Annotated in this window: 29 protein-coding genes; 1 reads left to right on the top strand and 28 read right to left on the bottom strand. The window is 42.0% G+C overall.

The features are described 5' to 3' along the window. Positions 1-6 precede the first annotated feature (6 nt). Positions 7-348, bottom strand: a complete 342-nt coding sequence (locus tag AR334_RS15480; RefSeq protein ID WP_066312930.1) for a nucleotide pyrophosphohydrolase — start codon at positions 346-348, stop codon at positions 7-9. A 208-nt stretch (positions 349-556) separates the two neighbouring features. On the opposite strand from AR334_RS15480, the gene AR334_RS15475 reads away from it, so the two are divergent. Continuing rightward, positions 557-1,429, top strand: coding sequence for a YitT family protein (locus AR334_RS15475; protein WP_156431284.1), 873 nt, complete (start codon positions 557-559; stop codon positions 1,427-1,429). 30 nt (positions 1,430-1,459) lie between these two features. Here the strand turns inward: AR334_RS15475 and AR334_RS15470 are convergent, their stop codons facing one another. From AR334_RS15470 to AR334_RS15340, 27 genes are all read right to left on the bottom strand, one after another. Then, complete coding sequence (locus AR334_RS15470; protein WP_066312927.1) at positions 1,460-2,140, bottom strand: zinc metallopeptidase; 681 nt, start codon at positions 2,138-2,140, stop codon at positions 1,460-1,462. Positions 2,141-2,199: 59 nt separating this feature from the next. Further along, positions 2,200-2,994: a sporulation protein YpjB gene (gene ypjB, locus AR334_RS15465; RefSeq protein ID WP_253701300.1), complete on the bottom strand. Its 795-nt coding sequence runs from the start codon at positions 2,992-2,994 to the stop codon at positions 2,200-2,202. Positions 2,995-3,068: 74 nt separating this feature from the next. Next, a complete protein-coding gene (locus tag AR334_RS15460) occupies positions 3,069-3,662 on the bottom strand; it encodes a DUF1405 domain-containing protein (RefSeq protein ID WP_066312916.1) in 594 nt (197 codons plus the stop codon). 173 nt (positions 3,663-3,835) lie between these two features. Continuing rightward, positions 3,836-4,609: a menaquinol-cytochrome c reductase cytochrome b/c subunit gene (locus AR334_RS15455; RefSeq protein WP_066312914.1), complete on the bottom strand. Its 774-nt coding sequence runs from the start codon at positions 4,607-4,609 to the stop codon at positions 3,836-3,838. Positions 4,610-4,674: 65 nt separating this feature from the next. After that, positions 4,675-5,349 carry a menaquinol-cytochrome c reductase cytochrome b subunit gene (gene qcrB, locus AR334_RS15450; RefSeq protein WP_066312911.1) on the bottom strand — a complete coding sequence of 225 codons (675 nt, stop codon included), beginning with the start codon at positions 5,347-5,349 and terminating at the stop codon, positions 4,675-4,677. Positions 5,350-5,352: 3 nt separating this feature from the next. Next, entirely contained in the window at positions 5,353-5,856 is a 504-nt protein-coding gene (locus AR334_RS15445) for a ubiquinol-cytochrome c reductase iron-sulfur subunit (protein ID WP_066312908.1), read from the bottom strand. A 129-nt stretch (positions 5,857-5,985) separates the two neighbouring features. Then, positions 5,986-6,462 carry a YpiF family protein gene (locus tag AR334_RS15440; RefSeq protein WP_066312905.1) on the bottom strand — a complete coding sequence of 159 codons (477 nt, stop codon included), beginning with the start codon at positions 6,460-6,462 and terminating at the stop codon, positions 5,986-5,988. Positions 6,463-6,565: 103 nt separating this feature from the next. Continuing rightward, the gene (locus tag AR334_RS15435) at positions 6,566-7,132 is read right to left on the bottom strand and encodes a ReoY family proteolytic degradation factor (RefSeq protein ID WP_066312902.1); all 567 of its coding nucleotides are present in this window, start codon (positions 7,130-7,132) and stop codon (positions 6,566-6,568) included. 38 nt (positions 7,133-7,170) lie between these two features. Continuing rightward, positions 7,171-8,445: a lipopolysaccharide assembly protein LapB gene (locus tag AR334_RS15430; protein ID WP_066312899.1), complete on the bottom strand. Its 1,275-nt coding sequence runs from the start codon at positions 8,443-8,445 to the stop codon at positions 7,171-7,173. Between the two features lie 25 nt (positions 8,446-8,470). Then, entirely contained in the window at positions 8,471-9,370 is a 900-nt protein-coding gene (locus AR334_RS15425; protein WP_066312891.1) for a hypothetical protein, read from the bottom strand. Positions 9,371-10,511: 1,141 nt separating this feature from the next. After that, on the bottom strand, positions 10,512-11,801 hold the full coding sequence (gene aroA, locus AR334_RS15420; protein ID WP_066312886.1) for a 3-phosphoshikimate 1-carboxyvinyltransferase: 1,290 nt from the start codon (positions 11,799-11,801) through the stop codon (positions 10,512-10,514). Positions 11,802-11,828: 27 nt separating this feature from the next. Then, positions 11,829-12,935 carry a prephenate dehydrogenase gene (locus tag AR334_RS15415; RefSeq protein ID WP_066312883.1) on the bottom strand — a complete coding sequence of 369 codons (1,107 nt, stop codon included), beginning with the start codon at positions 12,933-12,935 and terminating at the stop codon, positions 11,829-11,831. An 11-nt stretch (positions 12,936-12,946) separates the two neighbouring features. Then, positions 12,947-14,035: a histidinol-phosphate transaminase gene (gene hisC, locus AR334_RS15410; RefSeq protein WP_066312880.1), complete on the bottom strand. Its 1,089-nt coding sequence runs from the start codon at positions 14,033-14,035 to the stop codon at positions 12,947-12,949. Positions 14,036-14,083: 48 nt separating this feature from the next. Then, positions 14,084-14,455 carry a chorismate mutase gene (gene aroH, locus AR334_RS15405; RefSeq protein WP_066312877.1) on the bottom strand — a complete coding sequence of 124 codons (372 nt, stop codon included), beginning with the start codon at positions 14,453-14,455 and terminating at the stop codon, positions 14,084-14,086. 15 nt (positions 14,456-14,470) lie between these two features. Then, positions 14,471-15,541: a 3-dehydroquinate synthase gene (gene aroB, locus AR334_RS15400; RefSeq protein ID WP_066312874.1), complete on the bottom strand. Its 1,071-nt coding sequence runs from the start codon at positions 15,539-15,541 to the stop codon at positions 14,471-14,473. After that, positions 15,542-16,714 (bottom strand): chorismate synthase, encoded by a 1,173-nt coding sequence (gene aroC, locus AR334_RS15395; RefSeq protein WP_066313888.1) that lies wholly within the window; start codon positions 16,712-16,714, stop codon positions 15,542-15,544. It lies immediately after the preceding gene. 163 nt (positions 16,715-16,877) lie between these two features. Next, positions 16,878-17,324: a nucleoside-diphosphate kinase gene (ndk, locus tag AR334_RS15390; RefSeq protein ID WP_066312871.1), complete on the bottom strand. Its 447-nt coding sequence runs from the start codon at positions 17,322-17,324 to the stop codon at positions 16,878-16,880. Between the two features lie 109 nt (positions 17,325-17,433). Next, positions 17,434-18,396, bottom strand: coding sequence for a heptaprenyl diphosphate synthase component II (gene hepT, locus AR334_RS15385; protein WP_066312868.1), 963 nt, complete (start codon positions 18,394-18,396; stop codon positions 17,434-17,436). A gap of 37 nt (positions 18,397-18,433) precedes the next feature. Continuing rightward, entirely contained in the window at positions 18,434-19,135 is a 702-nt protein-coding gene (locus AR334_RS15380; RefSeq protein WP_066312866.1) for a demethylmenaquinone methyltransferase, read from the bottom strand. 4 nt (positions 19,136-19,139) lie between these two features. Further along, positions 19,140-19,955 (bottom strand): heptaprenyl diphosphate synthase component 1, encoded by an 816-nt coding sequence (locus tag AR334_RS15375; protein ID WP_253701310.1) that lies wholly within the window; start codon positions 19,953-19,955, stop codon positions 19,140-19,142. A gap of 174 nt (positions 19,956-20,129) precedes the next feature. Beyond that, positions 20,130-20,372, bottom strand: coding sequence for a trp RNA-binding attenuation protein MtrB (mtrB, locus tag AR334_RS15370; protein WP_066312862.1), 243 nt, complete (start codon positions 20,370-20,372; stop codon positions 20,130-20,132). 20 nt (positions 20,373-20,392) lie between these two features. Beyond that, positions 20,393-20,959, bottom strand: coding sequence for a GTP cyclohydrolase I FolE (gene folE / locus AR334_RS15365; RefSeq protein WP_066312854.1), 567 nt, complete (start codon positions 20,957-20,959; stop codon positions 20,393-20,395). Between the two features lie 173 nt (positions 20,960-21,132). Then, positions 21,133-21,405, bottom strand: coding sequence for a non-specific DNA-binding protein Hbs (gene hbs, locus AR334_RS15360; RefSeq protein ID WP_066060959.1), 273 nt, complete (start codon positions 21,403-21,405; stop codon positions 21,133-21,135). 331 nt (positions 21,406-21,736) lie between these two features. Continuing rightward, positions 21,737-23,215, bottom strand: a complete 1,479-nt coding sequence (gene spoIVA / locus AR334_RS15355) for a stage IV sporulation protein A (protein WP_066312850.1) — start codon at positions 23,213-23,215, stop codon at positions 21,737-21,739. Between the two features lie 326 nt (positions 23,216-23,541). Next, positions 23,542-24,252, bottom strand: coding sequence for a hypothetical protein (locus AR334_RS15350; RefSeq protein WP_066312848.1), 711 nt, complete (start codon positions 24,250-24,252; stop codon positions 23,542-23,544). Positions 24,253-24,284: 32 nt separating this feature from the next. Next, positions 24,285-24,470, bottom strand: a complete 186-nt coding sequence (locus tag AR334_RS15345; protein WP_066313884.1) for a DUF2768 domain-containing protein — start codon at positions 24,468-24,470, stop codon at positions 24,285-24,287. Between the two features lie 254 nt (positions 24,471-24,724). Further along, positions 24,725-25,771, bottom strand: a complete 1,047-nt coding sequence (locus AR334_RS15340; RefSeq protein ID WP_066312846.1) for an NAD(P)H-dependent glycerol-3-phosphate dehydrogenase — start codon at positions 25,769-25,771, stop codon at positions 24,725-24,727. Positions 25,772-25,776: the final 5 nt, after the last annotated feature.

The raw sequence follows: 25,776 nt of genomic DNA, 5'->3' as shown, positions 1-25,776 counted from the left end.
TCACTCCTAGCTTTCTTGATCAATTTTTGTCCAACGATCCTTGTCTCTAGTGTTGAATTTGTTCATTACAAGATCATGGGCCTGTTCCAAATCAATATGTAAGGAATTTGCCAGACAAATGACGACAAACAGGAGATCCCCCAATTCTTCCTCAATGGCCTTTTCCGTCTCAGAAGACTTCTTTGGTTTTTCCCCATAATGGTGGTTTATTTCCCTTGCCAGCTCGCCAAGTTCTTCTGTAAGCCGCGCGAGCATGGCCAAAGGGCTAAAATATCCTTCTTTAAATTGACCTATATATGTATCAACCTCTGACTGAAGCTGTTTCATGGTTTTCCCGTCTTTCGCCATATGCATCACCTCAAAACTATCGATTTTGTTCCATTTTTCTCTATTAAAGCCGAAGCTTTTCTCTTTTACATGTTAGCTAAAAAAAAGGTGTTTTACAAATGTTTTCAATTAAACGACAAGTTTTTGCCGACAATTGCCCATCATTACATTATTCGATATAATTAATTTCGCTGTGGATGTGAAAAATATGGAAAAGGGGGGAATTTAAGTGATAATGGGACTGAAGATAAAAAATATTTTATTTATATTATTGGGTACTGCCATATTTTCTTTTGGCCTGGTTCATTTTAATATGCAAAACAAGCTTGCGGAAGGAGGATTTACAGGAATCACACTTCTGCTTTATTTCTTGTGGAAATGGGACCCTTCCTATAGCAACTTGATTCTTAATATCCCTTTATTTTTTCTGGGATGGAAATGGTTAGGCCGTAATGCTTTTTTCTATACAATCATTGGAACGATCGGGGTTTCCATTTTTTTATGGATTTTCCAGCGGTATTCAATTGTAATGCCACTAGAACATGATTTGGCTCTTGCTGCATTATTTGCCGGTGTGTTTGCCGGAATTGGCCTCGGGATTATTTTCCGTTACGGCGGTACAACTGGTGGTGTAGACATTATCGCCAGATTGGTGCAAAAGTTTATTGGCTGGAACATAGGAAAAACCTTTTTTATTTTTGATGCATGCGTCATTACTTTGTCCTTACTGACATATCTAAATTATAAACAGGCGATGTACACCCTTGTGGCTGTCTTTGTCGGGGCAAAGGTGATAGATTTTATTCAAGAAGGAGCCTATTCGGCACGGGGTGCCATGATTATATCTGAAAAAAATGAGCAAATAGCCCAAAAAATCATGGAAGAAATGGATCGCGGCGTAACTGCACTGAGGAGCTATGGTTTCTATACAAAAAGAGAACGGGATGTTCTGTATTGTGTTGTCGCCAAAAATGAAATCATGCGGTTAAAAACGATCATCACCTCTGTCGACCCTCATGCATTTATCTCGATTTCCATTGTCCATGATGTTCTTGGCGAAGGCTTTACCCTTGATGAAAATAAAATGCCGATAACGGAATAGAAGCAAAAAAAGACGCAATTTGCGTCTTTTTTAGTCCTCGCTCCTATTCATTCCTGTAAAGATCAACACCAGTCTTAACAATTCAAGAACGGCTACAGCGGCAGCGGCCACATAGGTCAAGGCTGCTGCGTTTAAAACTTTGCGGGCCTCCCGTTCTTCACGATTGGCAATAAGACCATGTGAAATAACCTGATCCATTGCGCGGCTTGATGCATTAAATTCAACCGGCAGTGTGACCACTTGAAATAGGACGGCTGCCGCCATAAAGATAATTCCTAATAACAACATGCCGCTAGCATGAAATACTATCCCTAACATAATCAGGATCCATGAAGCATTTGAACCCAAGTTTGCGACGGGAACAAGCGCATGGCGAAACCGTAAAAACGCATATCCTTCACCGTCTTGAATGGCATGTCCGACTTCATGGGCCGCAACTGCAGCAGCTGCAATCGAATGTCCATGATAATTTTCCGGAGACAACCGAACCGTTTTTGTACGGGGATCATAATGGTCACTTAAAAACCCGCGCCCTTCCTCAACACCCACATGAAACAACCCGTTTGCGTTCAATATTTCTCTGGCTACTTCAGCACCGCGGCGATGTGTCGATGTAGGGACCTGGGAATACTTTCTAAATGTGCCTTTTACTTTCATTTGGGCCCATAAAGGTATCAGCACGATGACAGCAAAATAAAGTAAAAACAGCATAATGAAACCTCCTTGGAGCTCTTGTTGTATAACATTTTAGTAAAGCCGCCAGACCAGAGTCAATCTTTATGCTCTCTAGACCAATCCTTCCTCATGTCTTTTTCACCCTTGTATTTTCTCCAGCCGACATACGATAGAGTGGCGATAATAATGCTTCCGGTTGAAATGATTACCCACCATAGTGATGGGTCCGCTTCATCATCTTCAATATTGGAAAAAAGATTTTTCAAATCCTGATCAAGGTTGTCCAGTTCCTGCTGTCCCTCCAAATCAGTTAATACCTGCGAGCGGTATTCATCGATAAATTTAATCCGGGCATCTAATCTTTGTATATTTTCTACTGGCACATCAATTTTCATACTAGGATAAATGACATTATATAAGGATAAAAAAGTATTAAAGTTTGAATGAAAATGGGCTGAATCACCATTTACCGCGGCTTCTTTTGCCTGATGGAATGCCATCATAATTTGGTCTTCCATTTCGGTCCACAATGGCTGATGGCTGGTGGTGATGGCATCTATGACAAGGCGGAACTTTGTCAGTTTATTGATTCGTTCCTCATGCTTCATGTCAGGACTAACCGCCGCTTCCATTGCTTCATCATGCGACGTGGTTATAATCCTCACCTCATCAAGGGTTAATTTCCGCTCTGTACCTGTCACTGTTTTAAATTGATTAGAAAAATAATCGAGCAGTTTTTTTGCATCCTCATATCTATGAAACTTTACCATCTGGAGAGCCTCATCTGAAATATCATCAAGCCTCTCAATAGGTGATTGAGTTTGAGCATTTACTGAGATGGGAATAAGCAAAAAGATCATTGCAAATAAAAGGAACCGCCTTAATTTCAATCCTTGTCCCCCCTTTCGGTACTAATAAAATGTATGAAGGGGTGGACAAGGTTAGACCATGATTTCTATCAAATCTAGTTAATTTCCAATTTAAACCGATTTTTCCTCACGACTAAGTAGTAGGCAATTCCAATCGAAACGAGTGATAGCCAGAACGTAAAATAGCCAATCTGTGGTATAAACTTGTCCAGCATATGATAGCTAGGTAACATGAAAAAAACGTAATCAATGATATCGTTATGTAAAGTCCAAATAGAAGCAATCAGTAAATGCTTGATCTTTATCCGATAAAACGGTGCATAAAGCAGCCCCTCCACAGCCATCGCAAAATGTGAGAGAATTAGCATGAAACCGACTGGGTCCAGGCTCCCCTGGACAATAAACACGAGGATATTCATCACGACAGCCCAGATGCCATATTTGAAGAGAGTGACAATCGCCAGCGCTTCTAGCAGCGGCCAGTTTTTCTTAAGTAAAAAAGCAATCAGTACCAATACAAAAAACAGACTTGCTGTTGGACTGTCTGGTACAAAGGGCAAAAAGATGGCTGGGGTTTTCTTCAGCTGCCAGCCATACCAATAATAGCCATAAATGGTTCCTGCGATATTAACAATCAGTAATAACCATAAAATCGACCGATTCGCAAGAATAGGATAAATCCAGCGCACATAAACACTCCTTCCTTTAACCAAAAAAGCTGACGAGTACCCGTCAGCTTTTTAGCTAAAAAGAAAGTATAAAATTTTACAAATTTTATACTTTCTTGTGTCGCATAAATTCAACTACGCCTCTGTCTTCGTCCTAACGGACTCGCCAGTCGGCGAGTTTACATTTATCTCGATTATTTTTTGCTAAGGCCTGCAATAAATTCAGAAAGCTTTTTCAGCTGTTCGTCATCACCCTTAAAGACGCCTGCTGGCATTTTGCCTTTACCTTCTTTAGCGATTTTGGCAATTTCCTCAGGTTTTAACTGAACATTTGTTAAGTTAGGTCCTGCAGACCCACCTTGGAAGCTGTCGCCATGACATGTGAGACATGTATTTTCACTGGCAATCTTGTAACCTTCTGCACTTTTGTCGACTTCCACTTTTTCAACGATTTGCCCTTGTCGCTCCGCTGCCTCCCAGTCATGAGTTGCAACAGATTGCCAGGTTAAAAAGGTGATAGCGGCAATCGCCAATAGCATAAATCCCGTTGCCAATGGTCGTTTGCTTGGACGGCGCTCCGGTCCGCGGTCAAGAAACGGCGCCAATAACAGGGCACCAAATGCAAGACCCGGAATAACCATCGCACCTACCACTGTATATGGACCGGAAGCATAGGTATATTTAAGCAATTGATATAAGAATAAGAAATACCAGTCTGGTAATGGAATATATCCTGTATCAGTCGGATCCGCTATTCTTTCAAGCGGGCTTGGATGTGCAATAGTCAAACATAAATATCCGACAAGGAATACTGCCCCTACCATCCATTCTTTTAACAGGAAGTTAGGCCAGAACGCCTCTGTTTTACCAGGGTATTCCGAGTAGTCTTTCGGAAGCATTTTTTTTCGCAATTCAGGCGCCACTACACGTGAGTCGCCTACAAACTTCATACCTTTACCGCGATGCATCGAGCAATCCCCCTCCTTTTTCCGCAGTAATGAGAAAAATCGTACAATTCCAACTAATCATTAGATCATAGTGGTCCTGAAATACCCTGTCTGCGAATCATCACAAAGTGTGCAGCCATTAATCCAAATAATACCGCAGGCAAGAAGAATACGTGGATTGCAAAGAAACGTGATAAAGTTTGCGCGCCAACTATGTGTTCGTGACCTGCCATTAATGTTTTAAGGTAAGGACCCGCAAAAGGAACTGATTCTACAATTTGCAGTGTAACTTTTGTTGCAAATAGCGCTTTCATATCCCATGGAAGCAGGTAACCTGTCAACCCTAATCCTAGCATGACGAAGAAGATGAGTACTCCGACAATCCAGTTTAGTTCACGAGGTTTTTTATAAGCACCTTGGAAAAAGACGCGTAGTGTATGTAAAAACATCATTACAATAACTAGACTTGCCCCCCAGTGGTGCATACCGCGGACAATTTGTCCGAAAGCAACCTGGTTTTGCAGATAAAATACTGATTCCCATGCATTTTTGATATCCGGTACATAATACATGGTCAAAAACATACCGGAAAGAATTTGAATAACGGTAATGAAGAAAGTCAGACCGCCAAAGCAGTATACAAACGCTGAAAAATGATGTGCAGGGTTAACATGCTCAGGTACCTCATGGTCTGCGATATCGCGCCACATAGGCGTAATATCTAAACGTTCATCTACCCAATCGTAAATTTTGTTTAACAATGATTACGCCTCCTTCCGTGGTTTAGCTTTACCTAAATAAAGGAAACCGTCTTTTTCTTTGTATGGATATACATCAAGTGGTGCTAAAGGCGGTGTGCCTTTAACGTTTGTTCCATCCTTTGTATACCGGCCATAGTGACACGGGCAGAAGAATTGATCGGGATGCTCTTTATCGCCCCCCCAGTTAACCGTACAGCCCAGATGCTTACAAACAGGAGACAGGGCTACAATCTTATCCCCTTCCTTATAAACCCAGGCAGTATTAGTAACCTCGGACTCATACCAGGCATCCTTTTGCTTAAAGGTAAAGTCAACCCGTACTGGTTTGTCAGTCAGGTCTGCTACCTTTTGGCTTGTGGCGATGAAATCTCCGCCTTCCTCAGCTCTTAATACAGGATCAACAGCAAATCTAACCATTGGCATTAACATCCCTGCAGCCATGAAACCGCCAACGCCTGTTAATGTGTAGCTTAAGAATTGACGTCTTGAAACGCGCTCTTTGCTCATGCTTATCCCCCCCTCTGTTCATAAATTTAAGTCCAGCGGACATAAATATACACATATAAAACTAGGACATAACAATGATATATCAATCTTCCAGCAAGGTCAATATCAATACTATTTTAAAAATAAGTATTATGAATTGTTTAATGAATTTTCATGCCATTTTTTCGTAAAGAGACCTAGCAGCTGCTTTACCTGGCGATCAATGACAGTCACTTTTTGGGAATCATTCATTCCTTCAAACGGCATAGATGGAAGCCAAATGACGGTACCATTCAGTTCCTCCTCATGGTTTCGCCACTCCAAATCACAGGTAATATAAAAGATATGTTTAAATCCTGCACCCGCAATCTCGGTTTCCCATGCTTGCAATTTTTGTGAAACAACTTCGCCAGCATCTTTAGTTAAGTATGTAAATGGCGGGAATAGTAGAAGTCTTCCGGTAAATTGCCGTTCCAGGTAACTTGTCAGTAAGGTTATAAATTCTGCCGCTTCCGCCGATTCTTTCATTTGTCCGCCTATGTCAACAGAATATAAGGGTACAACAGCCGTATCGACATATTCCTTGGCGGAAAGGTATGTTTCAATCTCTCGTGGTATCCATTTCATATTTTGCACCTATCCTTTATATATCACTCCTACTATAATATCATTATCTCCAAAAACTAAAAAGAAAAAGTGCTCTTTAAAACTAACGTAAAAAGAAGTTTGCTTAGCGCAAACTTCCTTTTTTTTCAGCCTTCGTCAGGTTATTCAATTTCTCCGTTAACATATGGAATGCCTGACGGTCTTGTTTATCCAACGCCTCATCAATCATTTTTAACAGTTTTTCGCGTTGAAAACGATCAATGCTACCTTGAAGAAATTGCTCGGCAATGATTCCATCCTTCTCGTTAACTTGAAGATGTTTTGGAACATAAGGATTCTCCTCCAGAACAGCAGCATATTGGTGCGCCTGATTGGAGGCATGGAAGTTTAATTGGATATAGATGTCTTCATCCCGATTTAAGCGGATATCGTGAAAGGATTTCTCGGCGTCAGTCGTCATGACATTTTCCTTATAGAAGCGGAACGGGACTTTATCGACACAATGGGTTGACATAATCAAACCGCGCGGGCAATATTGTGCCTGTTCAACAAAGTGAACCTTTTCCATCAATTGGTCATGACTCATCAAGTAATTGAGAATCCACACACATTCTCTTCTTTTTAATTGATAATGATTTAAAAACCAGCGAATAAAATCCTTCTTCTCGTTGACAGAAACAGGGGTTGCCATAAAAGTTTCCCTCCTCTGCAAATTCAGCTTTTTAAGCTTTATTTATCATTTACATCCAAATCGGTTAAACGTTCAAGCACATCCAAATATTCGTCATTGGTTGGATCAAAATTTAGCAGCTGTTTAAAAATTTCGGCAGCGCGGCCCTTTTTTCCTTCCTCAATTAAAAAATATCCATAATCGTTCAAAAAGTCTTCGTTATGATTAAAAAAAGTATATGCACTTTCGTATTTGTCCGATGCGAGTGAATATTCCTCCAACTTGTGGCAGCTGACTGCTGCATCCCATAAAAACTGCGGCTCTTCATCTTCGATAACATCCAGTTCAGAGATTAATTCCAATACATCCTCATAACGTTCCTGCTGGAGGAACAACTGATTTAGGACGTGGGCTGCTTCGGCAAATCCCGGATCCAAAACGAGAGACTCACGTAAATACTGCTCTGCCTCGGTTATTTTCCCCAGTTTAATTGCTATTTTTCCACCATAGTAAAATAAATCTTTATTAAACTCATCCTGTTTCAATCCTTCTTGAACGGCCTGTAAACTGCTTTCCAATTCTTCTTCCCGTTCATAGGCCTGAGCAAGATACAAATATAACGAGTGGTATTCAGGGTCCAGCTCTTTCAATTCAGTAAATTTTTCAATGGCAGTGCGATTATACCCCGCTTGAAGTGCAGTAAAGGCATAGCCAAAAAAAATATTAATCTCGAGCTTTTCCTCAAGTGCCTTATCATAATAAACCAGTGATTCTTCAAAAGCACCTGAGGAGCTTAACAGTTCTGCAAGCCGCCCATGAATGTTAATCCCGGCCATTTCATTTGTTTCTTCCAATACCTTTTCATACGCTTCCATAGCCTTTCTTATTTCCCCTCGTTCACTGTAAAGCTCACCCAACGCAAAATCAATAATGATTTCATTGGGTAATAGTTCCTTTGCCCTCAACAGTTTGCTTTCACATACTTCATAAAGCCCCTGCATTTGATATAGGTCAGCTAGCAGCAATAATGCCTGGCCATAATGGGTATCTTGCTCGGAAATTCGTTCTAGGACAAGGATTGCCTTCTCTTCTTCGCTCGCCTCCATTAAAATCTCTGCCAACAGGACAAGCAGTTCACCTTCCTCAGGATATATGGCCAGCAAATTTTCAACCAGAGCCTTGGCTTCGTCAAGGAATCCATACTGGAACAATCCCTCTCCCAACAGGAATTTCTCTTCAGGCTTGCCGTTTTTTAATACAACATTATATTCAGCTATGGCCTCTTTATGTTGGCCGTTTTCCAACAGTGCCATAATTCTATCGATTTTGTCCATTGACCGTTACCTCGAATTCATTAAATTACAAAGAAAAATAGGATGGGGTTAGCACCTTTACATGTTCACCAAATCCAGGCTTAAATAAAACCTCTGCTCCGGAACGGACTATTTTTCCTTTGTGTATTGTTAAAACAAGTCTATCACCATGATAATGAAATAACTCGAGTTCATCAACATTCATGATTTCTCTTGATTTACGATACAAATTGTAACTTAATTCCGAGCCAATCATCAGACTTGCTTTTTTTGGATAAACGCCAATTTTATTTAATACAGGAACGGATAAAGGCTGATTTTCGGCAACTTCTTCATAAATGGCCGGAATTTTTTCTTTCATCGTAATATCTTTCCATTTCGACAAAAGGGGCTTCGCTTCCTTCTTTTTATCAGTGGAAATAATAGGAATTAGCGGACAATTATACGGAAATAACGCGTCCCTAATCCAGCCCCATGGTACTTTTGTCATTTCTTCTTGGCTTGATAGTTCCACGAATATAGCCGGAATTTTTTCCTTTTTGCATTTTCTGATAAAACTGGGGGTAATCAGCCGAGTCGGAATTTTTATCCCAATGATAAAATCAATCGGGCTGCTAATCAGGGCCGTGGCCATCTCAGATATTTTTCCTTCCAACTCTTCTTCAAAAGAAACGGCTGCATACGTAATCAGGGTGGTGCACCCCTTTATTAATACTTGTTCAATCATACTTTTTTTCATTTCTTGAAAGGAGCCATTCGCGGGGATTACAGAATTGAGCATGACATAAGACGGATTCATAATAAAGGGTTCCAAATTCATTTTTATTAGTCGATAGCGATTAAACCTGCTTCTGATTCCTGCGATACGGTCACCATCAATTAATAACGAACTGGTTGTCAGCCCTTTGTTTTTAAGGATATTGGCATTCTCGATAATATATGCCACCCAACCACCCTTTTCTTATTCTTCTTAAGACAAGCTATGCACCATTTCACAAAACTATGACTTTTCAATGATTACTGAAAAAATAAAAGCTGCCTGTAATGGCAACTTTTCAGATTTTCGAGAAAGGTTTTTTATTTTATTGAAAATGAATTGCCGATATTATTAAAATTGCCCCTGCTAAGGGGCCTGTTGATTTCCGCTCCAGGTGCTTCGCTTTCCGCGGGCGGTTCGGGAAGCCTCCTCAGCGCGTTCCGCGCCTGCGGGGTCTCCCCTGTCCCGTACTCCCGCAGGAGTCTTCGCACCTTCCGCTCCAATCAACAGGAGATAACCAACCCAAAGATTTACAACACACCTTTTCCAGTCTGAATAAGTGTGTCCAAATCTTTTTCATGTTCTGGCAGCTACGGTTAGAAGAGCCTGCTCACTTGCATTTTTTATACCCCGAAACCGGCATTCCAGAAGCACATGCAATCAATTTCCTTAAAACGATGTTTACGTTTCCAATTAATCGTTGAATTATGGGGAACTTGATCATGAAATTTAAACCTAAAAACTATCGATAAGCAATGTTCATTTTAAATTCCTTTTTTAACTCCCTTTCGAAACGAATGCCAAAGAGGTACCCAATGAACATCATTTTAAAAGGAATAAGGGGATCAGATAGCCGGCCGTTCTGATCACTATAAAATGGTCGTACTTTTTCAAGAAGAAATGAAAAGTCTACATATTTATCAATTAAACGAAAAAGGTGTTCCTATTGAACTAATTCATCAATAGACACAAATTCAAATTCACTTTGGCTAGACTCTTTTGGCTTAAACATTCAATTCACCACTTATTTTATAATTATTGGTTTAGGTTCTTAACTTATTAATCACACCTGTTGATTTGCGCGGAAGGCACGAAGACTCCTGCGGGAGCACGGGGCAGTGGGAGACCCCGCAGGCGCTTGCGCCGAGGAGGCTCCCAGGCACGCCCGCGGAAAGCGAAGTGCCTGGAGCGCAAATCAACAGACATATCGAATAGTAGTTTTATTTAAAAAATCATAAAAAATTAACGCAGTGAATTATAGAAGTTAAATAAAATAAAGGCTGTCGAAAGTTTCTCGACAGCCTGAAAAGTTGCCTGTAACGGCAGCTTTTTATGACATAAGACTATTTAAATGGCTGAAAAAATTGGGATAGGAAACAGCGATCGATTCTGGATTTTCGAGAATGACCTCGCCGTCACAAAGCAGGGCGGCGATAGCTAGCATCATGCCAATTCGGTGGTCACCGTGACTTGAGACCGTCCCGCCATGCAGCTTGGCCTTCCCGTGAATAATCATGCCGTCTTCGGTAGCCTCAATGGAGGCCCCCAATTTTTTCAGTTCATTGACAACCGTGTCTATCCGGTTTGTTTCTTTTACTTTTAATTCTTCCGCATTTTTTATGATCGTGGTACCTTCAGCCTGGGTTGCCATTAAAGCTATGATTGGGATTTCATCGATTAATTTCGGAATTAATCCACCTTCGATGACAGTGCCCTTAAGATTAGATGTTTTAATGACAAGGTCTCCTGATGGTTCAAAGGCGTTTTCGTCATTTACGTTAATCTCTAGGTTTGCACCCATATTCGTTAAGACCTCGATAATGCCAGTCCTGGTTGGGTTCAATCCAACATTCTTAAGGGCAATTTTACTATTTGGCAGAATGGCACCAGCAACTAGGAAAAATGCCGCGGAGGATATATCCCCGGGAACGTGAACATCTGCTGCGGTAAGTCTTTGACCGCCTGTAACCGTTATAACATGACCATCCTTATGAATTTCACCGCCAAATTGGCGAATCATTCGTTCTGTATGATCTCGTGTGTCAGCAGGCTCTATGATAGTCGTATCCCCTTCGGCTTGTAAACCTGCAAGGATCAATGCCGACTTAACCTGGGCACTGGCGACCGGAAGTTCATAATGAAATGCATCCAGCTTTGCGCCGCGAATTGAGATTGGTGTATAGGCACCAGTTTTTCGGCCATCAATGGCGGCACCCATTTCGGTTAACGGACCAGTAACCCGTGTCATCGGTCTTTTGGCAATCGACTCGTCACCGGCAAGTGTTGAAAAGAATGGCTGACCAGCCAAAATTCCCATTAACAGCCGGATTGTGGTTCCGGAATTGCCGACATCTAAAACTTCATTGGGCTCAGTCAGCCCTTCGAACCCTTTTCCATAGATAACAAGCTTGCCATCTTCTTCATCTATAGTTACGCCGAGCCTGCGAAAACAGGCAATGGTACTTAAACAATCGTCACCAGGCAGGAAGTTAGTTACTCTCGTAATGCCATGGGCAATCGAGCCAAACATAACAGAGCGATGCGATATCGATTTATCCCCCGGAATTGTGAGTTCGCCATGTAAACTGTTGATATTTGTTTTTAAATTTAATGATGCCATTTTATCACCTTTTATTATTTAAATCTGTCAGGAACCATTGGAGGTTGAATAGCTTGTATAAGTCAGGATGCATTTTTCGGCACGCTGCCGGTCCTGTTCGGTCTGAAAGCTGATGACCAGGACCCCATTTATGTCTTCGCGTGTCTCCAGGATACGAATGTTTACGATGCTGATGTTTTCCTGTGCCAAATATCCGGTTACTTCAGAAATAATCCCCGGAACGTCAGGAATGTCCACATACAAATCATAAAAAGCCGGAATGGCTCCCTTCTCCTTGCTGGGCAGTTCATCACGGAATTGTTTAGCCTGCTGAAAATATTCATAAATGGCTTCCGCATTGCCGCTTTCCAGCATCGCTTTAACCCCTTGCATTTCTTCGCTCCATTGGTCCAGCAGGGAAATCAAATTCTTTCTGTTATGCAATAAGATATCCTTCCACATCTGCGGGCTGCTCGAAGCAATTCGGGTGATGTCCCGGAAACCGCCGGCAGCAAGCCTTGGGATCAACGATTCTGACCCAGATAATTTTTCAGTTTGCCTGACAATCGAAGCGGCAATAATATGGGGAAAGTGGCTTACAATCCCTGTTAAATAATCATGATTTTCCGCTGTAATCGTCAAAAATTTGGCCTTAGTTCCTTTTAACCAATCCTTCAATATCTCCACTTTTGTGCTTTCAACCTGTTCTTCAGGTGTCAACAAATAAAAAGCATTTTCAAATAGGATGTCTCTTGCTGCCGACACGCCGGTCTTATGGGAACCGGCCATCGGATGGCCGCCAATAAACGTAATTCCCCGCTCTTTTAAGCTGCTGGCCGTATCGACAATTGTTGTTTTCGTGCTGCCTGTATCAGTTACAATGACTCCTGGCTTTAACGGTTGACCAGAGAGGGCCCGAATGATCGATTTCGTGTCGTTTACAGGCGCCGAAACAATAATCAAGTCGGCATCTTTGGCACCAACCGGGATATTCTCTGCCGCTTCATCAATCACACCAAGCATTTTTGCCAGTCTTGATTGCTCCCTGTTTATATCAAAGCCGACAATCACGGATGCGGGATGTTCTTTCTTAATACAAAGCGCCAAAGATCCTCCGATTAATCCTAACCCGATAATAAATACACGGCCTTCCAATGAAACTCCTCCTAGTTTTGTTCCAAGAACTCTTTCAGCGCTGCCAGCACACCTTCGTTTTCTTCAGCGGAACCTACCGTAATTCTTACTGCTGTTGGGAAACCGAGCGCTTTTCCGGAACGGACAATGAATCCTCTTTCCAGCAAAAATTGAAACACTCGATCGGCATCCACTTTAAAATCTATTAAAATAAAATTTGTTTGGGTTGGAAAATAGTTTAAATTATGGGCAGCGCAAAAATCATAAAATTGCGCCAGTCCTTGTCGGTTTCTGTTTCGGCATTGTTCGACAAATTCCTGATCGTCGATTGCTGCAGATGCTGCGATTTGAGCCAATGCATTCACATTAAATGGTTCTCTAGCGGGTTCAAGTGCTTTGATAATAGCCCGGTTGGCCACCCCGTAGCCAACTCTTAGTGCGGCAAGGCCATAGATTTTTGAAAAAGTCCTTAACACAATTAAATTTGGATATTGGCGGGTCAATTGAATGGAATCATAGTAATCATCCGCTATAACATATTCAAAATAAGCCTCATCCAAAACAACCAAAACATGCGGTGGAACTTTTTCAAGGAATGATATTAATTTGCCCTCTGGTATATATGTGCCTGTTGGATTGTTTGGACTGCAGACCCAAACGACGTTCGTTTGGTCATCAATTGCCTCAAGCATCGCTGGGAGGTCATGCTCACCGTCCACGTCAGGTACTTCCTTGATTATAGCCCCTTCAATGACTGCGTTATGCTTATATTGTGAAAAGGTATTTCTTGACATAACGGTACTAGCTTCCGGATGCAGCAGGGCCCGTGAAATCATCTGAATCAAATTATCTGAGCCGTTTCCAAAAATCAATTCATCCCCATCGACCTGTAAAAACGAGGCAAGTTTCTCTCTTAAAATAGTCGCGTAGCCATCCGGATAAATAGCTAAGCTTGAAACATTCCCCAGAAGTGCTGATTGTGCGTTTTTTGAACAGCCAAATGGGTTTTCGTTTGAGGCAAGCTTGACTATCTTTTCAAGATTAAATTGTCTTTTTACCGATTCAATTGACTTTCCCGGTTGATAGGGTGTCAATTGCAATAATTGCTGTTTCCATCTCATTTTACTCATCCCTTCGGTTGTTGGTCTTTTTCGAAAAGATTTATGCCATTATGCCGGATTTCCGCCCAGGTCTGGCCGTAAGACAACAGCATTCCCTAAATAAACGTGTTTGATTTCCTCCTGGGATACACTGGTGTTGACGTGCATCATGATCCTGACGCACATTTTAAGGGAACCCGGCACCGGAATTTCTCGCATACACATAACAGGAACATACGTCCAACCCGCAAACTTTCGCAATGCCCTCGCTGGGAAAGCTGCATCGATATCTTCAGTTGTGGAGATTAAAACGGATGCGACGGATTCAGGTTGAATTTGATTTGCCTCGATTACTTTCGCCAACAGTTCTTCTGTCGCGGCAAGTATTTCTGCTTCGGAATTAACGCTGACCGTTGTCGCTCCTCTCACCCCTCTAAACATTCTTATTCCCCCTTGTTAATAATCCTTCAGCTTTTCCAATAAAACAGAATCAGAGATTGTTTGAACGATAGGCTCCCCTACCTTTTCAAGCAATACAAAGCGAACCGACTCGCCGACTGACTTTTTATCCTGTTTCATTTTTTTCAGTAACTTTTCATGTGAAAGGCTGGCTGGAACTTCACTGATATACCCAAGACGGGTTATCAAATCAACAAATTCTTCCAATTTAAATACCAGCCCTGCCCTTTCAATACTTAGCTTTAAAGCAAATACCATTCCAATCATGACTGACTCTCCGTGGGTAAAGTTGCCGTAGCCCATTTCAGCCTCAATGGCATGTCCCAATGTATGCCCAAAATTGAGGTAGGCACGAACTCCTTGTTCCCGTTCATCGCGGCTGACAAATTCATTTTTAATCATAATCCCTTTTATCAGACACTGTGATAATTGCTCCATGCTGATCTTATTCAGGTCAGCAATATTCGCATGAAGCCAATCATAAAAATCAGGATCAAATATCAACGCATGTTTAATTACTTCTGCGAAGCCGGAGCGAACTTCTTGGGGCGGGAGTGTTTTAAGAAAGTCCAAATCATAAAACACCGCCTCCGGCTGATAAAAAGCACCGATCATATTTTTGCCCAGCGGGTGATTAATGGCTGTCTTTCCGCCAATAGCACTGTCATGAGCAAGGATGGTCGTTGGAATTTGAATGAACGGAATTCCCCTCATATAAGTCGCCGCCACAAACCCGGCCAAATCTCCAACCGCCCCGCCGCCTAATGACAAAATAACGGACTTCCGGTCAAGCCGGCTTTCAAGAGCGGTCGATAAAGCGTCATAATAAACCTCAAAGGTTTTGGCATTTTCTCCGCCTGGTGCGGTAAAAACGAGTGGCTTTAATGGGTCCAGTGCTGCCAATAATTTCTCCAAATGCAGCTTAGAGACCGTTTCATCCGTAATAATTAATATTCTGGTCAGTGCGGGAAAATGATTGGTTAAAAACGAGCGAATATCGTTTCGAACCCCTTCTTCGACAAAGACCTGATATTGTTTGGACTCAGTTTGGATGTCTAACGTTGTCATTTAAAATTCCCTCGCATAGGCACGATGCTTATTAATTTCCTCGGCAAAGGCGGAAAATCGGTCGCTGTTGAATTGATCAACTAAGGCACTGGCAAGCTCCCATGCGACAACAGCTTCCGCGACTACGGCCGCTGCCGGCACTGCACAGCTGTCGGAACGTTCAACACTTGCTGAAAACGGCTCCTTTGTATCAATATCTACACTCATTAACGGCTTATAAAGCGTGGGAATCGGCTTCATGACACCCCTTACCACAACAGGCATGCCTGTAGTCATTCCGCCTTCAAAACCGCCAAGGCGGTTGGTTTTCCGGTAATACCCCTCGGCAGGATCCCAAGCGATCTCATCATGGACTTCACTGCCAGGTTTGCGTGCCGCCTCAAAACCAATGCCAATCTCAACCCCTTTAAAGGCGTTGATGCTCACGATGGCTGCAGCCAATTTCGCATCCAATTTGCGGTCATAATGAACATAGCTGCCAACTCCGGAAGGCATGCCTTCCGCAATAACTTCGACAACACCGCCAATGGAATCGCCGTTTTGCTTGGCCTCATCAATGGCTTTCATCATTTCCTGTTCGACATTCAAGTCGACCGTTCGGACTGGCGAGTTTTCCGATCTCTCCTTTAACTCTTCCAAACTTAAGGAGGGATCCACGCTTGCTTTAATCCCGCCAATCTCGACAACATAGGACGTAATATTGACACCGACTAATGACAGGAGTTTTTTTGCGGCCGCACCTGCAGCAACCCTGACGGTTGTCTCCCGAGCTGATGAACGTTCAAGGACGTTTCTCATATCTCGGTGGCCATATTTAATCGCCCCATTTAAATCCGCATGTCCCGGACGGGGACGGCTGACTTTGCGTTTTACTTCATCCGCTTCTACATCTTCAAGCGGTTCTTGTCCCATGATCTTAGTCCAATGCTTCCAGTCATTGTTTTTTACAACAAGAGCAATCGGGGAACCGAGTGTAGACCCATGTCTTACGCCTGACATGATTTCAACGGTATCTTTTTCGATTTGCATTCTTCTTCCCCGGCCATACCCTTTTTGTCGTCTAGAAAGTTCATTGTTGATATCTTCCGCGACTAACGGCATCCCTGCAGGGAATCCCTCCAAAATGGTCGTCAGCTGCGGTCCATGAGATTCACCGGCTGTCAAATATCTTATACCCATTCTCTTTCCCCCTTCAACTCATTAAAGAATTATGTATCAATATAACATATTTTAAGGGCATTAACATAGTGGAATAATTCAGAAAAGCGAATTTAATTTTTGTATCCGCATACAAAAAGGCACCTGTATTAAGAATACAAGTGCCTTGTGAATTGGATTAATAAATCCATTCATTCACTAACTTTGAATACTCAACCAACTCAGACTCATTAAAGAATAGGCCGATTTCGCGGGTTGCGCTTGCAGGTGAGTCAGAACCGTGAATGACGTTTTTGCCGACTGTTAGGCCAAAGTCACCACGAATGGTTCCCGGCGCAGCATCTTTAGGGTTAGTGGATCCCATCATTTGCCGTGCAGTTGCAATTACGTTTTCACCCTGCCAGACCATCGCAAATACCGGACCGGAAGTGATAAAGTCAACCAGCTCGCCAAAGAACGGACGCTCTTTATGCTCACCATAATGCTCCTGGGCAAGCTCAGTTGGAATTTGCATTAACTTTGCCCCAACAAGCTGGAAGCCTTTCTTTTCAAAACGAGCCACTATTTCCCCAATTAGGTTGCGCTGAACGCCATCCGGTTTAACCATTAAAAATGTTCTTTCCATTTATCCCACTCCTAAACAATTATGTATATGATTGTTTACTAAGAACAATCCACGAAAATAGTAACATTGTTTAGAATATTTTACAAGGATGTAGAAAAGTGGAAGCGCATCAGAATTTGCGTCTTCCGATATATTTGGCGATATCGCGGAGCGCTTTTCTGGCCTTATTAGCCGGGAGCTCTTCCAAGATAGCAATCGCTTTGGATAAATATAAGTCGCTGAGTTCAACAGACCTTGCGATGGCATCCGTTTCCTTGATCAAGGAGATAATATTTTTTATTTCTGAAGGAGAGGTATGGTCGTTTACTTTTTCAATTACTTTCCTTGCCGCTTCATTTTCCATGGCTAACAAAGCCGGGAGCGTAATATTCCCTTGCAGGAGGTCGCTTCCTGCCGGTTTCCCGAGTTCCTCTTCGGTAGCCGTAAAATCGAGAATATCATCGGTAATTTGAAACGACATCCCAACATAATAACCAAAGCGAAACAGCTTCCGATGAATCGATTCCTCGACATCCGCGGCAATTGCCCCCAACTGGCAGCTCGCAGCTATTAGCAAAGCGGTTTTTCGTTTGATTCTTCTAAGATAATCCCTCAAATTTTGATTAAAGCGGTATTTATCTTTAAATTGTTGAATTTCTCCCACCGAGACTTCAACAATCGTATCAGCAAGAATTTTATGGGCTAACGGCTTATTAATATTGGTCATTAATTCAACGGCGAGAGCAAACACGTAATCCCCCGTGTACATGGCCACTTTATTATCCCATTTTGATTTAACAGTTGGCTGGCCTCTGCGCAAATCAGCATCATCTATTACATCATCATGGACGAGCGAGGCCATATGAATTAATTCAAGTGCCACTGCAACATTTTTCATTACGTTGATATCATAATGGCCAAATTTACCGGCAAGCAAAACAAAAACAGGACGAATTCTCTTTCCCCCGGCTTGTAATGTATGCATGGAAGCCTGTTGCAAAAGCAGAGACTCAGGTTGAATTGTCTCTTCAAGTTTTTTCTCAATTAACTTAATATCCGAATTCAAAAATGAATACATCATTTTTAATTTCATTTGTATTCACCCTGCTTTTATCCTGTCAAGTTTTAGATTATTTTTTGCCGATATGGACAGCTGCTGCACCGCCGCTGTACGGTCTATATTTCACATTTTTAAACCCAGCCTGCTCAAACATCCGGGCTAATTCTTTCATACCAGGAAAATCGCGTGCTGATTCTTGGAGCCATGAATATTCCCCGTAACTTTTTGCAAATAATTTTCCAAATATAGGCATAATATAGCGGAAGTAGAAAAAGAATAATTGCCGGTATCCAATTAAGGTAGGCTGAGATGTTTCAAGGCATACGACAAGTCCTCCAGGCTTCACCACCCGGTGCATTTCCTTTAGAACCTGGAGATAGTCCGGAACATTTCTTAACCCGAAACCGATGGTGACATAATCAAAGCTATTATCGGGAAACGGGAGCTCCATCGCATTTCCATGGATTAATTTCACTTGATTCAACCCAAGACGGTTAACCTTTTCCTTTCCAACATTAAGCATATTTTGGCTAAAATCCAGCCCTGTCACTTCACCGGAAGGGCCTACAGCCTCTGCGAGGGCAATGGTCCAATCAGCAGTACCACAGCAGACATCAAGTGCTTTTGACCCTGGCTGGACATTCATACGGTTCATCGTATCCTTCCGCCATCTTATATGCTGCTGAAAACTGATCACTGAGTTCATTTTGTCGTAGTCTTCGGAGATTTTTTCAAACACTTTATGAACTCGCTGTTCTTTTGACTGTTGCATTATTTTACCCTTCTTCCACAAAAGATTTCACATATGGCTGATATTGGTTTAACAGGCCGGTTATTTTGCTTTCAAGAAACGGATTTAAGGACGGGTTTATGGAAATACCTTTCTCAATCGTACTCTTTGTCCGCTCAATCTGCAGACCGCAAATGCTTAACAGCTGATTTTTTTGCCCGCTGGTGAGTTCTGTAAAAGTGAATTCAGAGGAAGGAAACAGTATTTTCTTCATGGCATCAAATAGAAAAGAACTTCCGGTCTGTATAAATTGGCTCTGTTCTTTTACTAACCGTTTAAACAGCAGGAAGTTTGTAATAACCTCGTTCCAATGATCGGTGGTAAAGTACTCAGAAAGCTTTGTTATTAATGAACTTTCAATCAACATCATGCTTGTCATCAATTTTTCTAAATCTGCCGTTTCCTTGTAATAAACTGTTATTTTATGCTCATTGATTTCTTTAATTCCTTGAGATAGAACATTAATAACAAGTATATCCTCCGACTCAGCAAGGAGCTTATAATAAAGGCCGCTATAATAATCACCGGCTAGAACAGTAAGCTGACGGCTTTTTTCATCTGTAATTTCAGATATTTGTTCATGAGTGTCAAGAGCAGTTTGAACCAGCATGGTTGATAAAACGTAATTTTCCATTACATCAAAAGGCAAATCAAGCCGGTCCAGAAGGGAGATGAGGATAAGAAGCTTATCCTCGTCAATGACCGGTGTTTCAATATAATTTAGCAAGTAAGTGTCAAAAACACTATGTTCGACTTTCTGTTTAATTGTTGAAAATTTTTGTCGAATATCCTGCATTCTCATCACCCTTGCTTCACCTAAGTAAAAATGTCTTTATGTATTCTTATTTCCTAATCGATAAGGAAAATTCTCGCCAGTTAAAAATAAAACACGCAAACACCATTATAGCATAAATGCAAATATGTGGGCAGGATTTCACAAATAAATAATATTTTCACTCCCCATTTAAATGGCGGTTTACAGTTTATGTTTCACTTCGCTGTCGATTTCCCCATATTGGGTAAGAATCTTTGCATTTCCTCTAATCTTGATGGCAGAGGTATGCTCGGTAAACTGAGCAATGAGCACTTCCCCCTTATCCAGCTTTTCCGAATGGTGAAATCTGGTGTCAGAGCCTCTTGTCAAGCCGATGACACTAACACCGTCATCAATTGCTTTTATGACTACATAATCATTATTTTGCTGTTGCTTTTTCTCCAACCTCAACACCCCATGTTCAATTAGTTTTTTATCAAAGATAGGATTTCGGAACGGGCGCTTGTATCGTCGGCAAGTGTTCCTCTTACTGCGGTTGTAACTGTTTTGGCTCCTGGCTTTTTAACGCCACGCATCGTCATGCACATATGCTCTGCCTCAACAACGATCATGACACCGTGTGGCTCCAATTTTTCCATGATGCTGTCTGCAATGGTTGCTGTAATCCGCTCTTGCAGCTGCGGTCTTTTAGCCACGGCCTCGACAGCACGTGCCAGCTTGCTTAACCCGGTAACCCGGCCATTTTGAGGGATATAGGCTACATGCGCCTTTCCATAGAAAGGAACCAGGTGGTGTTCACACATCGAATAAAACGGGATATCCTTTACAAGGACCAGTTCTTCATGATCCTCACTAAAAATGGTTTCAAAGTGTTGTTTCGGATCCTCATTTAATCCGCTGAATACTTCCTCATACATTTTCGCAACACGTTTAGGTGTATCAAGCAGTCCTTCTCGGCTGGGATCTTCCCCTATTGCTTCTAATATTAAACGTACCGCCTCTTCGATTTGGGCACGATTTACCTCTGGCATGTGCAATTCCTCCTAATGTCCAAACAAGTATAATTAACAAATACATCTTAGCATAACCTTTTCTGAGCAAGCAAAAAAAGAAGAGCGGAAGGTGCTAAAAAAGAAAAAAGGCCATGGACTATGGCCATGACCTTTTTTGCCTAAGCGATCGCTTAAAGCAATAATTTATGTAATTATTTTACTGCGTCTTTAAGCGCTTTGCCTGGTTTGAAAGCAGGAACCTTGCTTGCACCGATTTCGATTTCCTCACCTGTTTGAGGGTTGCGACCTTTACGTGCTGCACGCTCACGTACTTCAAAGTTACCAAAACCGATAAGTTGTACCTTATCACCATTTTTCAAAGCATCTAAAATCGCATCAAAAACAGCATCAACTGCTTTTGTAGCGTCCTTTTTAGAAAGTTCGCTAGCCTCTGCTACTGCATTAATAAGTTCTGTCTTGTTCATGCCTTTCACCTCCTCCCAAAGAAATGTACGAGATAATAACAATACTTATCTACATTTCTAAACAATTTTTCTAATTTCTATACGTCAGAGCGCAGTTTTATTGCAAAAGCGGTCCAAATTTGTCACTTTAGCAATAATTCCCATTACTAGGTGAAACCCTACAGAATAAAGGGTTTGGCGCTATTACGTAAGTCTGTTAAAAGATTATCACAATCAATACAGCATATCAAGAAGAATTCAAGAAATTATGGTAATCTTTTCTTTTGTTCGTCAAAATTCTACCATTATTGCCCTGACATGTAAAAAAAAGACCCCTTTTAGGAGTCTTCACTTATAGTATTATGGCAATTAATCCGCCTGAGCCTTCATTAATGATTCTTTCAAGTGTTTCTTTTAATTTATATCTGGCATTCTCAGGCATAAGCGAGAGTTTGGCCTGGATCCCTTCACGGACGATAGAGCTGAGGCTGCGGCCAAAGATGTCCGAATTCCAGATTGACAGCGGGTCATCCTCAAAGTCCTGCATCAAATAGCGGACAAGTTCTTCACTCTGCTTTTCGGTGCCGATAATTGGCGCAAACTCTGATTCAACATCAACCTTAATCATATGGATGGACGGAGCGACCGCCTTAAGCCTTACACCAAAACGGGCACCCTGGCGAATGATTTCCGGTTCCTCGAGGCTCATATCCGACAATGTCGGTGAGGCAATTCCATATCCGGTTTGTTTGACCATTTTCAGCGCATCGGCAATATGGTCATACTCCGCTTTTGCATGGGCAAAGTCCTGCATGAGCTCAAGTAGATGGTCTTTCCCCCTGATTTCCACCCCAACGATTTCTTTTAAAATATCATCATATAATTCATCCGGAGCAACCAAATCGATCTCGGCGACACCTGAACCCATTTCAACCCCGGCAAGACCCGCTCTTTCAATGAATTCATACTCGCTAAATTGCTGGACAACCTGATCAACATCTCTTAATCTCTTGATATCTTTAACCGTTTCCTTCACGGCTTCTTGATAACTTTCCCGTAGCCAATGATTTTCTCTTAACACCATTACCCAGCTAGGCAGGTTGACATTGACTTCAAGAACCGGGAATTCATAAAGGGCTTCACGAAGGACATTAAGGACATCGCTTTCGCGCATGCTCTCTACACTCATCGCTAAAACAGGAATGTCATACTTCTCCGCCAAGCCCGACCTTAATGTTTCGGTGCTTGGATGATATGGCTGGGCGCTGTTAACCACCATAATAAACGGCTTGCCAACTTCCTTCAGTTCTTCAATAACCCGTTCCTCAGCCTCAATATAATTGCTTCTTGGAATCTCACCAATTGTACCATCTGTAGTGACAACAACCCCAATGGTAGAATGCTCCTGGATGACCTTCCTCGTGCCAATTTCAGCGGCTTCATGGAAAGGAATCGGCTCTTCATACCAAGGCGTATTGATCATTCTCGGGCCATTTTCATCCTCATATCCTTTGGCCCCGGGTACGGTATAGCCCACGCAATCAACGAGCCTAATATTAACATTCAACCCCTCATCGACATGAACGGTCGCAGCTTGATTTGGCACAAATTTAGGCTCTGTGGTCATGATGGTCTTTCCGGCAGCGCTTTGCGGCAATTCATCCTGGGCCCGGGATCTTTCAGCCTCACTGCCTATATTCGGTAAAACGACAAGCTCCATAAATTTTTTAATAAACGTTGATTTTCCGGTTCTTACTGCCCCAACTACTCCCAAATAAATATCGCCGCCGGTTCTCTCGGCAATATCTTTAAAAATATCTACCTTTTCCAAGTGATCCCCTCCTGATCATAGAGTAAAGTGGGATAATTTCATCCATTTAGGTATTTTTGGACAATATATGTTTATGATGTTGTCCTATTGGGTTATGACACTTTTATCGAAATTTTTTACCTCCTTGATTAAATTTCATTGTTTCTGCTATCTCATGATCCATTTGATTTATTTGGCATGCAGGGTTTCTATCTATGTTTTCGCTTGGGAGACCCGAGTTCAAATTTATGCATAAAAAAAACCCTTCTCCTACAATATATTTCGCAGGAAAAGGGTTATGACTAATTTTAAAACCGAAAGCGCCTAGGAGTGTTCGCTGGAAGCACTTAGTCTTCCATAAAAACAGGTTCGTTCGTTTCGGATTTCACTGTGTATGGCAGGGAATATGCGGGAACAAACATCGAATTCTTCACCAAGATAGGCCGAATATCCTCACCCGGTTTCAAATGTTGCTCCGTATTTTTAAGAACCTGATAAAGGTCCGGACGATAGTCAACAAACACTTCTGCATGCCCCGTTATCACAAACGATAGATTTTGATTGGTGTAAGGGCTTACCGCTACAGGCGGTTCCTTATAACCAAGCTGTTTATAATCAAGGGTATAAACATTTTTGGCCACTTCCTCCTTATAAGGAGGATAGCCTGTTGATTTAATTCGCAGATTAATATCACGAATCGTTTCAGCTATCCTTAAATCGAATACTTTTACCGTCGGATTCGTCTCCACATCGACAAGCACATATTGAAAAACGCCGCCGCTTTCAAACGCATTACCCGGAGGCTCCGCCAAGTATTTTGGGGAGATTTTTTTAAAATCAATTAGATATTTTTGATATATTGGCGTATCGGCTTCCTTTGTCTTAATCGGCAGAATTCCCCCATTGTCCTCTCTAAATTGATCCACCGCTGTTTGAACGGACTGGATTTGATCCTTATACGGAATTTTATTTTGTGCCAAATCTTCTTTCGGGTATAGGCAGCCGGACAAGAGTACTATCGTAATGACCAATAATATTCCGAGTATGTTCCGTTTCATATCATCACACCTATATTTTTTATGGAAATTCTTCATGTTAGGAAAACAATTAGCAGCGTAAATCCGGCTGCTATCAAAAATATGTAGGCAAAAACGGCACTTATAAATTTTAGGACTCCCGTCAACTTGTATCTGCTAAAATATATAGCGGCAATTGCAAGAAACATAAACCCGATTCCGGCAATTGAGATCCACATTTTAATCATTCCTGGTGACAACACAATTCCCCCTTTTTCGACTGTCATTATACCATAACTCTCCAATGATAGACCATTATCTATTGCTGTCCCTTTTCCACACAAAAAAAACTGAAGTAAAGAGGGGCGAATTCTTTACTTCAGTCAGGTCAGGACTAAATAACCCATACTCCTGGCGTCATACTACCAAGTTACTTCGTTGCATTGTATGCATAGAGGCTTAAAAGCGTATCATGTGAATGCCCATTTTCTTGGCGCTCCACAAAAATTTTCCTTTAAAAATTTCTTTCGTCAAGGATATTCACTAATTCTTCCATTTCATGTGTTTTGCCTCGTGCCATTAATACGTCCACAGCATCTTTAGGATCCTTGCCATTAAACAAGACATCATAAAGAACAAAGGTAATCGGCATGCTGACATTATATTTCTTTGCCAACTGGTAGGCTGCCTTTGTGGTCCGAACCCCTTCGACCACCATACCCATGTTGTCTAGAACTTCATCAAGCGTTTTGCCTTTCCCTAACAGGTTTCCTGCTCTCCAGTTACGAGAATGAACACTAGTACAGGTAACAATTAAATCGCCGATTCCAGTCAGGCCGGAAAATGTCAGCGGATTGGCCCCCATTTTCACACCAAGCCTGGCGATTTCCGCTAAACCTCTGGTAATTAAAGCTGCTTTTGCATTATCCCCATACCCAAGACCGTCCGTAATTCCGGCGGCCAAAGCGATTATATTTTTCAAGGCACCGCCAATTTCCACACCCACGACATCAGAATTTGTATATACGCGAAAATTTTGATTGATAAACAAGTCTTGGATTTTCTCCGCTTCGCTCATGTCCTCCGATGCTACTGTAACTGTCGTTGGGTGACGCAGACTCACTTCTTCCGCATGGCTTGGACCGGACAGCACGACAACCGCCTTCAAAAGGCTTTCCGGCATTTCTTGTCTAATAATCTCGGTAATCCTTAAGAGAGAATCAGGTTCAATTCCTTTGCTCACATGAGTAATCGTGACCGGCCAGCTGATGACAGTCCTAATTTTTCCTAGGACCTCACGAATTGCCTTTGTCGGTACAGCTAAAACAATCGATTCATTTTTGTCTAAAGCCTCTGCTAATGATGCACGGCTGACAATTAACTCTGGCAGGACAATACCTGGCAAATATTTTTCGTTTGTGTGCAATTGATTAATTTCGTTGACCTGGGCCTCATTATGGCTCCAGAGGCGAACCTCATGGCCATTGTCAGCCAAGACCATCGCCAACGCCGTGCCCCAGCTTCCTGCCCCGACAACAGCTACTGTTTTCTTGCTCATCATTTACA

The organism is Bacillus sp. FJAT-29814, assembly GCF_001510715.1.
Lineage (GTDB): Bacteria > Bacillota > Bacilli > Bacillales > Cytobacillaceae > Neobacillus.
Note: the sequence above shows the minus strand (reverse complement) of the source record. Positions and strands in the feature narration are given on the sequence as shown.

Bases quoted from the DNA above. Each gene is read 5' to 3' on its own strand.
- AR334_RS15480 (WP_066312930.1), bottom strand. From the start codon at position 348: ATGGCGAAAGACGGGAAAACCATGAAACAGCTTCAGTCAGAGGTTGAT.
- AR334_RS15470 (WP_066312927.1), bottom strand. From the start codon at position 2,140: ATGCTGTTTTTACTTTATTTTGCTGTCATCGTGCTGATACCTTTATGG.
- AR334_RS15455 (WP_066312914.1), bottom strand. From the start codon at position 4,609: ATGCATCGCGGTAAAGGTATGAAGTTTGTAGGCGACTCACGTGTAGTG.
- AR334_RS15445 (WP_066312908.1), bottom strand. From the start codon at position 5,856: ATGAGCAAAGAGCGCGTTTCAAGACGTCAATTCTTAAGCTACACATTA.
- AR334_RS15440 (WP_066312905.1), bottom strand. From the start codon at position 6,462: ATGAAATGGATACCACGAGAGATTGAAACATACCTTTCCGCCAAGGAA.
- AR334_RS15435 (WP_066312902.1), bottom strand. From the start codon at position 7,132: ATGGCAACCCCTGTTTCTGTCAACGAGAAGAAGGATTTTATTCGCTGG.
- AR334_RS15430 (WP_066312899.1), bottom strand. From the start codon at position 8,445: ATGGACAAAATCGATAGAATTATGGCACTGTTGGAAAACGGCCAACAT.
- aroA (WP_066312886.1), bottom strand. From the start codon at position 11,801: ATGGCATCATTAAATTTAAAAACAAATATCAACAGTTTACATGGCGAA.
- hisC (WP_066312880.1), bottom strand. From the start codon at position 14,035: ATGAGATGGAAACAGCAATTATTGCAATTGACACCCTATCAACCGGGA.
- aroH (WP_066312877.1), bottom strand. From the start codon at position 14,455: ATGTTTAGAGGGGTGAGAGGAGCGACAACGGTCAGCGTTAATTCCGAA.
- aroB (WP_066312874.1), bottom strand. From the start codon at position 15,541: ATGACAACGTTAGACATCCAAACTGAGTCCAAACAATATCAGGTCTTT.
- ndk (WP_066312871.1), bottom strand. From the start codon at position 17,324: ATGGAAAGAACATTTTTAATGGTTAAACCGGATGGCGTTCAGCGCAAC.
- hepT (WP_066312868.1), bottom strand. From the start codon at position 18,396: ATGAAATTAAAAATGATGTATTCATTTTTGAATTCGGATATTAAGTTA.
- AR334_RS15380 (WP_066312866.1), bottom strand. From the start codon at position 19,135: ATGCAACAGTCAAAAGAACAGCGAGTTCATAAAGTGTTTGAAAAAATC.
- AR334_RS15375 (WP_253701310.1), bottom strand. From the start codon at position 19,955: ATGAGAATGCAGGATATTCGACAAAAATTTTCAACAATTAAACAGAAA.
- folE (WP_066312854.1), bottom strand. From the start codon at position 20,959: ATGCCAGAGGTAAATCGTGCCCAAATCGAAGAGGCGGTACGTTTAATA.
- hbs (WP_066060959.1), bottom strand. From the start codon at position 21,405: ATGAACAAGACAGAACTTATTAATGCAGTAGCAGAGGCTAGCGAACTT.
- AR334_RS15350 (WP_066312848.1), bottom strand. From the start codon at position 24,252: ATGAAACGGAACATACTCGGAATATTATTGGTCATTACGATAGTACTC.
- AR334_RS15340 (WP_066312846.1), bottom strand. From the start codon at position 25,771: ATGATGAGCAAGAAAACAGTAGCTGTTGTCGGGGCAGGAAGCTGGGGC.